The 12,741-nt window shown below is 33.7% G+C and carries 12 protein-coding genes; all 12 read left to right on the forward strand.

The genetic code is table 11. The annotated features are described in order from the left end of the window. The first annotated feature begins 3 nt into the window (after nucleotides 1–3). Nucleotides 4–1,152 (forward strand): class I SAM-dependent methyltransferase, encoded by a 1,149-nt coding sequence (locus MQX03_RS02105; RefSeq protein ID WP_242801078.1) that lies wholly within the window; start codon nucleotides 4–6, stop codon nucleotides 1,150–1,152. 130 nt (nucleotides 1,153–1,282) lie between these two features. Further along, entirely contained in the window at nucleotides 1,283–1,540 is a 258-nt protein-coding gene (locus MQX03_RS02110; protein ID WP_242801080.1) for a hypothetical protein, read from the forward strand. A 134-nt stretch (nucleotides 1,541–1,674) separates the two neighbouring features. Next, nucleotides 1,675–3,054 (forward strand): dipeptidase, encoded by a 1,380-nt coding sequence (locus tag MQX03_RS02115; protein WP_242801082.1) that lies wholly within the window; start codon nucleotides 1,675–1,677, stop codon nucleotides 3,052–3,054. 137 nt (nucleotides 3,055–3,191) lie between these two features. Further along, nucleotides 3,192–4,187, forward strand: a complete 996-nt coding sequence (locus MQX03_RS02120) for a T9SS type A sorting domain-containing protein (protein ID WP_242801084.1) — start codon at nucleotides 3,192–3,194, stop codon at nucleotides 4,185–4,187. 123 nt (nucleotides 4,188–4,310) lie between these two features. Next, nucleotides 4,311–5,072 carry a hypothetical protein gene (locus MQX03_RS02125; protein ID WP_242801086.1) on the forward strand — a complete coding sequence of 254 codons (762 nt, stop codon included), beginning with the start codon at nucleotides 4,311–4,313 and terminating at the stop codon, nucleotides 5,070–5,072. Between the two features lie 25 nt (nucleotides 5,073–5,097). After that, complete coding sequence (locus MQX03_RS02130; protein ID WP_242801088.1) at nucleotides 5,098–6,780, forward strand: T9SS type A sorting domain-containing protein; 1,683 nt, start codon at nucleotides 5,098–5,100, stop codon at nucleotides 6,778–6,780. A gap of 138 nt (nucleotides 6,781–6,918) precedes the next feature. Then, complete coding sequence (locus MQX03_RS02135) at nucleotides 6,919–7,878, forward strand: T9SS type A sorting domain-containing protein (protein WP_242801090.1); 960 nt, start codon at nucleotides 6,919–6,921, stop codon at nucleotides 7,876–7,878. A 79-nt stretch (nucleotides 7,879–7,957) separates the two neighbouring features. Next, the gene (locus tag MQX03_RS02140; RefSeq protein WP_242801092.1) at nucleotides 7,958–8,665 is read left to right on the forward strand and encodes an SDR family oxidoreductase; all 708 of its coding nucleotides are present in this window, start codon (nucleotides 7,958–7,960) and stop codon (nucleotides 8,663–8,665) included. A 139-nt stretch (nucleotides 8,666–8,804) separates the two neighbouring features. After that, the gene (locus MQX03_RS02145) at nucleotides 8,805–9,551 is read left to right on the forward strand and encodes an electron transfer flavoprotein subunit beta/FixA family protein (RefSeq protein ID WP_242801094.1); all 747 of its coding nucleotides are present in this window, start codon (nucleotides 8,805–8,807) and stop codon (nucleotides 9,549–9,551) included. Nucleotides 9,552–9,592: 41 nt separating this feature from the next. Further along, on the forward strand, nucleotides 9,593–10,540 hold the full coding sequence (locus MQX03_RS02150) for an electron transfer flavoprotein subunit alpha/FixB family protein (RefSeq protein ID WP_242801095.1): 948 nt from the start codon (nucleotides 9,593–9,595) through the stop codon (nucleotides 10,538–10,540). Between the two features lie 186 nt (nucleotides 10,541–10,726). Next, complete coding sequence (locus MQX03_RS02155) at nucleotides 10,727–11,326, forward strand: bifunctional nuclease family protein (protein WP_129536899.1); 600 nt, start codon at nucleotides 10,727–10,729, stop codon at nucleotides 11,324–11,326. Between the two features lie 17 nt (nucleotides 11,327–11,343). Beyond that, nucleotides 11,344–12,678: an MFS transporter gene (locus MQX03_RS02160; RefSeq protein WP_242801097.1), complete on the forward strand. Its 1,335-nt coding sequence runs from the start codon at nucleotides 11,344–11,346 to the stop codon at nucleotides 12,676–12,678. Nucleotides 12,679–12,741 lie beyond the last annotated feature (63 nt).

Below are 12,741 nucleotides of genomic sequence, written 5' to 3' on the forward strand. Positions count from 1 at the left end.
TCTTTGGAAATTCCTATTCTCTATAAAGATGTACAAAACTATATTGAAGCAAATCTAAATTCAGATCTGCATTCTTTATTATTAAGAAAATCTCCGTTTCCTGATGTTTCTATGCAGGACATTGTTCAGCAGATCAAAGGAAAACAGGTTGCTCAGAAAAAATTTCCGTTTCTATTAAGAGAAGGAATTATTTTCCCGGCACAGCTCAGCTTAGAGCAATCTTCATCAGATAAAACAGCAGTTTATAAAGCGCAACTTCTAAAAGGGAAGAAATTCATTGATCTTACAAGCGGTTTTGGGATCGATGCTTATTATCTTTCAGAAAATTTCGAGAAAATTACTTTAGTCGAACAAAATCCTGAGCTTTTAGAAATTGTAGAACATAATTGGAACGCTTTAGGAAAAAAAGCCAAATTTATCAATCAAAAATTGGAAGATTTTCTAATTCAAAATACAGAAAGTTTTGATGTAATTTATCTCGATCCAGCCAGAAGAGATCAGCAGAAAAACAAAGTTTTCTTGTTAGAAGATTTGTCGCCTAATATTCTTGAAATTCAGGAAAAACTGCTGACTATTTCTAAACAGATTGTTATTAAGCTGTCGCCTTTAATTGATTTAAAGTATCTTGTTTCTGTTTTAAAAAATATTTCGAGAATCGATATTATTGCAGTGAAAAATGATGTGAAAGAAATAGTAGTTTTCTTATCTAATGAACATTCAGAATCTATTCAATGTTATTGCATTAATCTTGAAAGTAGTGAATCTGACTTTCAATTTCAGCTTGGGGATGAAGAAAATGCTCTCGCAGAATATGCTGAGCCTGAGAAATTTATTTATATTCCAAATAATACCTTATTAAAAGCCGGAATTTTCAATCTGATTTCAGAAAAATTTCAGCTTAAAAAACTTCATCAAAATACGCATATTTATACTTCAAATATTAAAATAGATAATTTCTCAGGAAGAATATTTGAAATGGAAGTGGTTGACGGAAAGCATATTAAAAAGAAAGGTCAGTTTAATATTATTTCTAAAAATTATCCGCTGAAACCAGAAGAAATTAAGAAAAAATATGGTTTGAAAGATGGCGGAAATGACTATCTTATTTTTACACAATCCAAAAAAGGAAAATTAATATTAAAATCAGTCTGAAAATGTTGCCGAAAAATGCAATATTTCTTACTTTTGGGCAATCAAAAATTTTGGTACAAAATCGCAGTGCTTGTTACTCAGGAAGATTGAGCTATTGCAGATGACCTTTTAAAGAAAATAAATAAATCATATGAAAAAATTAATTATATGTTTGGCTATCGCAACAGTAGCAGTAAGCTGTAAGAAAATTCAGGCTGGCGGAAACAAGAATACTTTGAAATTGGAAGAAGGTGTTGAAAGATATTCTGACGATCACCAAGGTGGTCATGACGGTCACAGCGCTGAACCTGCTCATGAAACTCCTGCTCATGGTGCTCACGAAACTGAAGCTCCTAAAAAAGACAGCGCAACAGCAAAACATGCAGACTCTGCAAAAGCAGGACACTAATTGTTTTCAAAAATATACATCAATCCTGCACTTGTGCGGGATTGTTTGCTTTAAAACTGTCCCGAAAGATAAAACCCTCTTTTTGTTTGTTTAGGCAGTCCAATTTTTTTAAATTTATCCAAATTAAATTGACAATGCAAGAGACATTAAATTACATCAACGAAAACAAACTTCGTTTCGTAGATGAATTGTTTGAATTATTGAGAATCGCTTCAATTTCTGCTGATCCGGCTTATAAAAATGAAGTTTTATTATGTGCTGATAAAGTAGCAGAACATTTGAAAAACGCTGGCGCAGACGACGTAGAAGTTTGCCAGACCAAAGGGTATCCCATTGTTTTCGGACAAAAATTGATTGATAAAAATTTACCAACTATTTTAGTATATGGTCATTATGACGTACAGCCGCCAGATCCTTTAGAGTTGTGGAGAAAACCACCTTTCGAACCTTATATTGAAAAAACCGAACTACATCCGGACGGAGCCATCTTCGCAAGAGGTTCTGCAGATGATAAAGGACAGTTTTTTATGCAGATCAAAGCGTTTGAAGCAATGATGAAGACCAATACACTTCCTTGTAACATTAAGTTTATTTTTGAAGGAGAAGAAGAAGTGGGATCTGTAAGTTTAGGTGATTTTGTGAATGAATTTAAAGAAAAATTGTCTTGTGATTGTATTTTGATTTCTGACACCCATATTTACAGCAACGAACAACCGACTGTAACTACAGGGTTAAGAGGTTTGAGTTATGTAGAAGTGGAAGTAGAAGGTCCAAACAGAGATCTACACTCAGGTCTTTATGGTGGAGCGGTTCCGAATCCTATTCATGTGCTTTCTAGAATGATTGCAAAATTGATTGACGAAGACGGACAAATCACCATTGATGGTTTTTACGACAATGTTGAAGATGTTTCTGATGCCGACCGAGCAGATATGAACAAGCTGAAAGATAATCCTGAAGAGTTTAAAAAATCAATTGGTTTAAATGGAGTGGAAGGTGAAGCTGGTTACACGACTTTAGAAAGAACTTCCATTCGTCCGACATTAGACTGCAACGGAATTTGGGGCGGTTATACAGGTGAAGGTGCAAAAACGGTGATTCCTTCTAAAGCTTCTGCGAAAATCTCTATGCGTCTGGTTCCTTATCAGACTCCGGAAGAAATTACAGAAAAGTTTACCAAATATTTTGAAAAAATTGCTCCGGATAATGTAAGAGTAAAAGTAACACCGCATCATGGTGGAATGCCTTACGTCTTACCAAGTGATACAAAAGAGTTCTTAGCTGCTAAAAATGCAATGGAAACAGCTTTTGGAAAAGAGGTGCTACCATACAGAAGTGGTGGAAGTATTCCTATTACATCGTTATTTGAGCAAGTTTTAGGAGCAAAATCAGTTTTGATGGGCTTTGGCCTTGATTCTGATGCTATACACTCTCCTAATGAGCATTACGGTTTGTTTAATTTCTATAAAGGAATTGAGAGTATACCTTTGTTTTTTGAGAATTATTCGAAGTAATCAAAAGTGAATTAATTTGCGAATATCAAATCCTAAGAGTTTTTTCTTGAGGATTTTTTTAAATTTTAACATATTTTTGTTTTAATGATATGCTAAACTTTATTATATTTACGATATTATAATTAAAATTAATTTTTATGAAAAAAGTTTTATCTTCTCTATTGTTGACTTCTGCAACAATTTTGATGTTTGGGCAGGTTCAAGTAATAGTGAATGAAAATTTTAATTCATTGACAGCAGGAAATCTTGCAGGACAAAATAGTTGGTTGATATCCGGTGGTACTGCAACAGATTATCAAGTTGCTGCAATAGATACTGCACATGGTTTGTCTTTAACCACTACAAGTGGAAATGGATACGTTGCAACTTCAAATCCTAATAATAGAACTGCTGCTAGAGTTACAACTGTTGTAGCAACAGCTGCAAATAATATTGTGCACGCAACTGCTGACATTTACACAGGATCTTCCACGGGAGCAGGAGAATACAGGTTTGTTGTTGTGGGTACTACTGGTACTACAACCGTAGCTATTGGAGGGTTTACATATAATGTTGCTACTAAAAAGTTAAATGGATTAGGAACTTTTAATAATGCCGGTGTTCCAACACTATATCTTGCTGTGGCAGATGCTACTGCACCAGTTTTCCCTGTGAACACTTGGGTTACTGTTAGTTACAGTTATAATAAGACTACTGGTGCTATGAGCTGGTCATGGCCAGGAGGAGGAAGTTCTGTTACTACCGATCCAGATCAAATTACTGGTATGGTTGCTAAAGACGTATATCTTCAAAATCTTACTGCAACTGGAAATACAGTAAATAATACCGTTGGTATTGATAATATTTTGGCACAATTTGGAAATACTACAACATTATCCATTAATGATGTAAATACTGTTCCTGTCAATAAAAAAAGTGTCATTTCACTTTATCCTAACCCAACTTCAGACATCTTAAATATCAAATCAGATTCAAAAATCAACGCAGTTTCTGTTGTAGATATGACTGGTAGAAAAGTAAATGTAAAATTAGAAGGTAATCAAGTTGATGTAAGAGAACTTCCTGTAGGAAATTACTTAATCAATATTGAAACTAAAGATGGTATTTCTACAGAGAAGTTCATCAAAAAATAAAACAACAATTTATTTTATTGATATGAAACACTCCAAATGGGGTGTTTTTTTGTTAAATAATTTTATTTTTCATATCTCAAAAAGTTAACTATTTTTATAGCTTAATCATTAAAATTAATAACTATGAAAAAAATTGCTTTGTTGGCGATGGGTGCCTTATTTTCAAATTCTTTATCTTCTCAGCAGTGGGATGGTGCTACAAATTCTACAGATCATATTTTCAGAAATGGAAATGTGAGTATTGGTATCCAAACATTATATAATCAAAAGCTTAATGTGTTAGGAGGGAGTAGATTTCTAACAGCAGGTATTTTACCGTCAGTTCATAATGTAAGTGTTCAACCTAATCTAGATAACAGTGTTGTATTGGGAAATTCTGGAAAAAATAAGACTGACTTTTATCTTACCAGATTTTCTGAAGGTTTACACATTTTTCCAAGTACATTAGCATACACTTTTGATGGATATTTTAATAATATGGCTCCTACATTTTTTATCTCAAACTATACCAAAATAGGAATTGGAACTTATAACGTAGATTGTGCAAATTGCACAGACTATCGCCTCTTCGTAAGAAACGGCATAAAAACTGAAAAAGTAAAAGTAGAAATTGCAGCCAGCAACGGTTGGGCAGATTATGTTTTTGCTAAAGATTATAAGCTGACGCCTTTGAGAGATTTAGAATCTTACATTAATAAAAATGGTCACTTACCTGAAGTTCCTACGACAGAAGAAGCTATTGCCAATGGCATAGAGCTTAAAGCAATGAATATTCTTTTATTAAAGAAAATAGAAGAACTTACTTTATATACTTTGCAGCAACAGAAGAATATAGAAGAACAGAGTAAGCGTATTGAGACGTTGGAGAAAAAAGTGAATAAATAATTATTAATCATGTAATAACTTATTTATGAAAAAGTTTTTTTTGATAATGCTTCTGTGTTTATATTCTTTGGGATATTCGCAGGGCGAGAATGATAATTGGTATTTTGGGAAGCTAGCGGCAGTTAATTTTTCTACTTCTGCACCAGTTGTAATTAATACCAGTCAAATGGTAACAGGACAGTATTTTGTAGAAACGTGTGGTACTGTAAGTGATAGTAGTGGTAAGCTGTTGTTTTACACTGATGGAGCTAATGTTTGGAACAGAAATAATCAAATAATGGACAATGGATCTGGTTTGTCAGGTCATCAATCAACCCAACAGTTAGTTATTGTTAAAAGCTTATCTAATTCAAATCAATATTACATTTTTATTGGAGGTGAATATAGTTTCGGAAATTATATTAAATACTCTATTGTTGATATGTCTTTGGGAGGATTAGATAGTTTCGGGATTCCTTTAGGAAGAGTATTAGATACTCAAAAAAATATTTTGGTAACAGATAATAATGGAAATGGTTTTTTGTCTGAAGCCATAACAGTTGTTCCCGGTTCTAATGGTTCTATGTGGTTATTAATTCCAAATGACCAAAGCTTATATTCATACAATATCAGTAATCAAGGTTTTAGTAATGGGAATCCTGTTGTATCTGCTTTGAATTTCCCTTTTTCACTCAATAGTCAAGTATATGGAGTAAAAGCTTCACCCAAATTAAGTTCTAATAATAATTTCTCACATTATTTATGTATAAGTGCATGGAGCGGATCACCTGATTACATGAATAAGGTATATTCTTTTAATTATAATACAGGAAAAATAACCAGCGATTTTGTATTACAGATAAACAGTATTTCTTCATACTCTCCTGAATTTAATGCAGATGCATCAATATTATATTTGGGTCGTGAAAATTTGTATGCTGTAGATTTATTGTCTGCAACACCATCAAACATAAATTATATGCAGATTGCAAGCCTTGATTTTTTGTGTGGAACTATTCAAAGGAATAAATATGGTGATATATATGTCAGTATCATCAATAGCCAATATTTGAGTAAAATTTTAAATCCAAATGTGTATGGTTCGGGTATAAGTTTAGATATAAATAATATTTTCCTGGGAGTACATAATTCAGGTGTGAATATGATTGCAGGCGCAGGTTTACCGCAACTTATAGAAAAACCAATATATGAGATTATAAATAATTGCACTCCTGACATAGTTTTAGATTCACCTGAATTACATAATAACTATACATACCAAGCTAATAATAGTATAGTTACAACAAATAACTATACTATAAGCTCACCTAAAAATATAACGATGAAAGCAGGAAATAGTATTACGCTTTTGCCAAATACCAATATTATGAATGGTTCTACATATTTAGCATTCATTGAAGGATGTGAAATTACGGAAGAGTCATCCACTGGAAAGAATAGAATATTCCCCAAAATTTCATTATCTATAGATTTAGACAAAAAGATAAAAAGTAGTGTAAAGATATATCCTAACCCAAGTTCAGAGGTCTTAAACATTAAAACAGATTCTAAAATCAATAAAGTTTCTCTTGTAGATGCTACAGGTAGAAAAGTAAATGTAAAATTAGAAGATAATAAAATAGATGTAAGAGTTCTTCCTGCAGGAATTTATTTAATTAGTGTTGAAACTAAAGATGGTATTTCTACAGAGAAATTCATCAAAAAATAATCGCCTAAAATAAAGTAAATTAAAACGCTCCATTCGGAGCGTTTTTTGTTTATTATATAAAATAATTCAACAATGTGTTATTTTTCTTATTGCTTTAAGGGAAAAATGTTAACTTTAAGCAAAATTAAAAAAATAGTTATGAATAAAACATTACTTTCTTTAATGCTGGTAAGCTCAATCTACGGAAATGCTCAAATACTTCAGCAAGAAAACTTCGACGCACTAAATACTGCTACGGCGGTAGGTCAATCTTCACCTGTTTTTGCTAAGCTTAATGGAGTTAATGCAGATTACTCTATTGTAACTTCTGGAACTGGAAAAGCATTGCAGATTTCACTTCCGGGTTCATCAACATCCCGTTATATGTGGAAGGATGGTTTGGCGTCAGCTTGGACAGCTAGAACTGCAGGTAATAATGTGTTTCAAGTAGAATATGACTATTTTACAGGTGGTACAACTACAAGTCAGAATGGTGGTGGTATAGAAGTGATAGATGCTGCAGAAAAAGTTTTTGTTGGCTTATCTGTAAATCAATCTACAAAAGAAGTACGAGGATACTTTACTAATCCTGGTGGAACAGATGTATATACGAATGTTGGAACCGGAACAACTCCAGCAGTTGTAACTTTACCAGCAAATACATGGGTGAGATTAGGTTTCGCATATAATTCAGCAAACGCAACAATTACATTCAAAGGGCCAGGTTTCACAAAGGTTATCACAGGTACAACAACAGAACCAGCAGAAATTGATTATGCGGCGTATGATTGGACAACTACAAATGCAACTGCTTCTACTCATTTATATGATAACATGGTGGCAAGAGCAGTAGCAACAGAAAGTTTGCTTTTAGCTACTGATGAAGCTGTTTTAAAAGAAAATGGTGTAACACTATTTCCAACTCCTGCAGTCGATTTTATCAATGTCAAATCTAAAACGAAAATATTAAATGTTTACATTTACGATATGACTGGTTCTAGAAGAGATGCAAAATATTCAGAAGGAAAAGTAGATGTAAGAGAACTGCAAAGCGGAGTTTATATGTTAGGATTAAAAACAGAAAACGGTTTGCTAATTAAAAAATTCATCAAAAAATAAATACTGATAAATATTAGTACATTAAAACGCTCCAATCGGGGCGTTTTTGTTATTTTAGAGAAATAAATTTTAAGAAATTATGATTGAAAATAAAGTAGCATACATCACAGGCGGAACCAAAGGCATAGGTTTTGGAATTGCTGAAGTTTTATTAAAAAACGGAATTGCAGTTGCATTTTCAGGAAGAAATCAAGAAGATGTAGAAAAGGCAGAAAATGAATTAAAAAAGTTTTCGCAAAATGTTTTAGGATTGGTTTCCGATGTGCGTAGTTTAGAAAGTGAAGAAAAAGCAGTTCAAAGTATTATCGAAAAGTTCGGACGATTAGATTTTATAATAGCCAATGCTGGATTAGGAATTTTCAAGCCAGTTGACGAATTGACTTCTGAAGAATGGAATTCGATGATAGAAACCAACCTGACCGGAGTTTTTCATACATTAAAAGCATCCGTTGAAGAATTGAAAAAAACAGAAGGTTATTATATTACTATTTCAAGCCTTGCCGGAGCCAATTTCTTTGAAAACGGGACAGGTTACAATGCTTCAAAATTCGGTGTTGTCGGCTTTACGCAGGCTGCAATGATTGATTTAAGAAAATATAATATTAAATCTACCGTAATCATGCCAGGTTCTGTTGCTACAAATTTTAATGGAAATGTTCCTTCTGAGAAAGATGAATGGAAAATTCAACCAGAAGACATGGGGAATTTGGTGCTTGATATTTTAAAAATGAATCCGAGAGTTTTGCCGAGCAAGATAGAGTTTAGGGCATCAAAACCAAAGAGTTAAAAACTTATAATGCGCTGAATAATAATTAAATAAGTATTATGCATGCATAATATATTTTTTATTTATATTTACAACACTTAACAAACAAAATTGATTCTCTGATTTTATTGGCGAAGCAAAAGAAAAATATAGTATACTTATGAAAATATTAGTTTGTATTAGTAGTGTTCCTGATACTACTTCTAAAATTAACTTTACGGCAGACAAATCTGCATTTGACAAAAACGGAATTCAGTGGGTAATCAATCCGCTTGATGAATTTGCTTTAACAAAAGCAATCAAGTTACAGGAATCTCAGGGTGCAACTGTAACTGTGATGAATGTGGGGGATGCTTCTACTGAGCCAGTAATTAGAAAAGCTCTGGCAATTGGTGCAAATGATGCAGTAAGAGTAAATCTTGATCCTAAAGACAGCTATTCTACAGCAAAAGAGATTGCTTCTGTAGCTCAAAATGGAGGTTATGACTTAGTTCTTTGTGGTAAAGAATCAATTGATTACAACGGTGGTTCTGTACCCGGAATGGTTGCTCAGTTGTTGAATCAGCCTTTCGTAAACGCTTCAGTTGGTTTAGATGTAAATGGAAGCGAAGCGACAGCTGTAAGAGAAATTGAAGGTGGTAAAGAAACGATTTCAGTTAAATTACCTGCTGTAATCGCTGGACAAAAAGGATTGGTTGACGAAAAAGATTTGATTATTCCAAATATGAGAGGGATTATGTCTGCAAGAACGAAACCTTTGCAGGTTGTTGAACCTACTTCTTCAGAAGTGAAAGTTCAGGGAGTTTCTTATGACTCAGTTCCGCCAAGAGCAGCAGTGAAAATCGTTTCTCCTGATAATTTAGATGAATTGGTAAGATTACTTCACGAAGAAGCTAAAGTTATCTAATCTTTTAATTATTAAATTTTTTAATCTTAAATTCAAGAAAAATGGCAGTATTCGTATACGCAGAAAATATAAACGGAGTTTACAAAAAAGCAGCTTTTGAAGCAGTTTCTTATGCTAAAGCAGTTGCAGATCAGGCGGGAGAAACCGTTACGGCAATCTCTGTAAACCCAACAGATTCTTCAGATTTATTGTATAAATATGGAGCAACAAACGTAATAAATATCAAAGATGAAGGTCTTAAAAATTTCTCGGCAAAAGCTTATGCTCAGGCAGTAAGTGAAGTTGCAGACGGAAATATTCTTGTTTTTCCTCACACTACAGATGCTTCTTCAGTAGCGCCAATGTTGGCTATAATGAAGAATTTTTCTTTAATTACAAACGTTTTGGAAGCACCGGAAAGCCAGTCTCCATTTCAGGTGAAAAGAAAAGCATTCTCAGGAAAAGGTTTTATGCATGCAAAAGCTGAAGGAGCAGGAGTGATTCTTACGGTTTCTCAAAATGCTTTCGGTGTTAAAGAAAATGCAGTTTCTGGTTCCGAAGAAGTGAAAAATCTTTCAGTAGCTAATGAGGATACGAAAGTAATTTCTCACGAACAAAGTTCAGGGAAATTAGACCTTAAAGAAGCTGAAGTAGTAGTTTCTGCTGGTAGAGGAATGAAAGGTCCTGAAAATTGGGGAATGGTAGAAGAATTGGCAAACGTTTTGGGCGCTGCTACAGCTTGTTCAAAACCGGTTTCAGATATTGGTTGGAGACCTCACACAGAGCACGTTGGTCAAACTGGTAAAGCTATTTCACCAAACCTTTACATAGCAATTGGTATTTCTGGAGCTATTCAGCATTTGGCTGGTGTAAACTCTTCTAAAACTATCGTTGTGATCAATAATGATGCGGAAGCTCCGTTCTTCAAATCAGCTGATTACGGTGTGGTAGGAGATGCCTTCCAGATCATTCCTGCATTGACAGAGAAAATTAAAGCAATCAAAGGATAAAAAGGTCAATTGTGAATGATAAATTTGCGTCGCTTGTTCGCTTGCACAGCAAAATTGATTTTTAAAATTAAATTCACAATTCACTCATTAAAATTTAAACAAATACAATAAAAGCTCGGCTTCCGGGCTTTTATTTTTGTCTAAAAAGTAAAACCTACAATAAAAAATTAATTTATATTTGTAGTCATGGATTATAAACAGCTAATCATTCGCGGAATATCGTACAGCCAGACCCAATCGGGGGCGTACGCTTTGTTATTGGAACATGAAGAAACAAACGTCAAATTGCCCGTTGTTATCGGGAATTTCGAAGCGCAATCCATATCATTAGGCTTAGAAAAAGACATTCATCCGCCGCGTCCGCTTACCCACGATTTATTTACAAAATTTATCGTTTCAGCAAAGTTTGAATTGGTATCTGTCATCATCTATCAGATTGTTGACGGCGTATTCTTTTCAAATATCAATTTTAAAAATTCTGCAACTGAGGAAGAATTGATTTTGGATGCAAGAACTTCGGATGCTGTTGCTATGGCAGTAAGATTTGATGCACCAATTTATACCACTCAACAGGTATTAAATGAAGCCGGAATTTTGCTTGAATTGGAAGATACGGCAAAAGAAGATGATGTTTTTTCTGAAACCATGCAAGATGAAGACACGTTAAAAAATGTCTCAATGGAGGAGTTACAGAAGTTATTGGATGACGCTGTAAAAGAAGAAGATTTTGATACTGCTCTTGAAATTCAGGAAGAAATCAAGAGACGAAAAAAGAAAATTGATTAAGATATTATAAATACACAATGAATTTAAAATTACGATTGACCGTCCTAAGCTTTTTGCAGTTTGGGGTTTGGGGAGCTTATCTTACTTCCATGGGGAATTACCTAGGTTCGGTAGGATTAGGTTCAAAAATTGGACTTTTCTATGCGATGCAAGGAATTGTTTCTATTTTTATGCCTGCTATCATGGGAATTATTGCCGATCGTTGGATTCAGGCTCAGAAGCTTCTTGGAATTTGCCATTTTCTTGCAGCAGTTTTCCTAATCTGGGCAGGGTATTACGGAATGTCAGCAGGAGCTGATGTAGAGTTTTCTAAGCTTTTTCTTCTCTATAGTTTAAGTGTTACTTTCTATATGCCGACCATTGCACTTTCTAATTCTGTTGCATACACGGTTTTGGTTAATAATAATTTTGATACGATTAAATCTTTCCCGCCAATACGTACATTGGGAACTGTAGGTTTTATTTGTGCGATGTTGTTTGTGAATTTTGCAGGTATTCAGGATGGAAATTTAACCTTTAATTTCTCGAACGAAACCAATTTTCCTAGTTTACAAAATAGCTACAGTCAGTTTTTTGTTTCGGGTATTTTAGGAATTGTGTTATTCATTTATTCATTTACTTTGCCAAATTGCGCAGTCAATAAGAGTGAAGAAAAAAGAACCTTGTCAGACGCTTTGGGTTTGAAAGCTTTTGGTTTGTTCAAAGAAAGAAAAATGGCTATTTTCTTTATATTCTCTATGTTCTTGGGTGTTTCATTGCAAATCACAAATGGTTATGCAAATCCATTTATCACAAGTTTTAAAGAAATACCTGAATATACAAATACCTGGGGTTCAAATAATGCAAATGCATTGATTTCGTTGTCGCAAGTGTCAGAAACACTTTGTATATTGTTAATTCCATTTTTTTTAAAACGATACGGAATTAAAAAAGTAATGTTGATGGCAATGTTTGCATGGGTTTTAAGATTCGGATTATTTGCAACCGGAAATCCGGGTGGAGGAGTTTGGATGTTCGTTTTATCAATGATTGTATATGGTATTGCTTTCGATTTCTTTAATGTTTCCGGATCTTTATTCGTTGATAAAGAAACCGATAAAAGTATACGTTCGAGCGCACAAGGAGTATTCATGATGATGACAAATGGTTTTGGTGCTACAATAGGAATGTTGGGAGCTCAGGAAGTTGTAAATCACTATGTTTTTTCTCAAACCGATCCTGCTTTGCAGCTTGCAGGATGGCAAACTTCATGGTATATTTTTGCAGCTTATGCACTTATAGTTACGATTTTATTTGCAATTGTATTTAAACATAAACATGATCCTAAAGCAGTAACAAACATCAATCACTAATTTTATTTTACTGATTTTTAAAATATTAGATTGCACTTTGAATAAAAGTGCAATTTTTTTTAT

Source organism: Chryseobacterium aahli, from assembly GCF_022699665.1.
GTDB lineage: Bacteria > Bacteroidota > Bacteroidia > Flavobacteriales > Weeksellaceae > Chryseobacterium > Chryseobacterium aahli.

Excerpts from the sequence above, each read along its gene's own strand:
- MQX03_RS02140 (WP_242801092.1), top strand. The coding sequence starts at position 7,958 with ATGATTGAAAATAAAGTAGCATACATCACAGGCGGAACCAAAGGCATA.
- MQX03_RS02150 (WP_242801095.1), top strand. The coding sequence starts at position 9,593 with ATGGCAGTATTCGTATACGCAGAAAATATAAACGGAGTTTACAAAAAA.
- MQX03_RS02115 (WP_242801082.1), top strand. The coding sequence starts at position 1,675 with ATGCAAGAGACATTAAATTACATCAACGAAAACAAACTTCGTTTCGTA.
- MQX03_RS02110 (WP_242801080.1), top strand. The coding sequence starts at position 1,283 with ATGAAAAAATTAATTATATGTTTGGCTATCGCAACAGTAGCAGTAAGC.
- MQX03_RS02120 (WP_242801084.1), top strand. The coding sequence starts at position 3,192 with ATGAAAAAAGTTTTATCTTCTCTATTGTTGACTTCTGCAACAATTTTG.
- MQX03_RS02135 (WP_242801090.1), top strand. The coding sequence starts at position 6,919 with ATGAATAAAACATTACTTTCTTTAATGCTGGTAAGCTCAATCTACGGA.
- MQX03_RS02130 (WP_242801088.1), top strand. The coding sequence starts at position 5,098 with ATGAAAAAGTTTTTTTTGATAATGCTTCTGTGTTTATATTCTTTGGGA.
- MQX03_RS02145 (WP_242801094.1), top strand. The coding sequence starts at position 8,805 with ATGAAAATATTAGTTTGTATTAGTAGTGTTCCTGATACTACTTCTAAA.
- MQX03_RS02155 (WP_129536899.1), top strand. The coding sequence starts at position 10,727 with ATGGATTATAAACAGCTAATCATTCGCGGAATATCGTACAGCCAGACC.
- MQX03_RS02125 (WP_242801086.1), top strand. The coding sequence starts at position 4,311 with ATGAAAAAAATTGCTTTGTTGGCGATGGGTGCCTTATTTTCAAATTCT.
- MQX03_RS02160 (WP_242801097.1), top strand. The coding sequence starts at position 11,344 with ATGAATTTAAAATTACGATTGACCGTCCTAAGCTTTTTGCAGTTTGGG.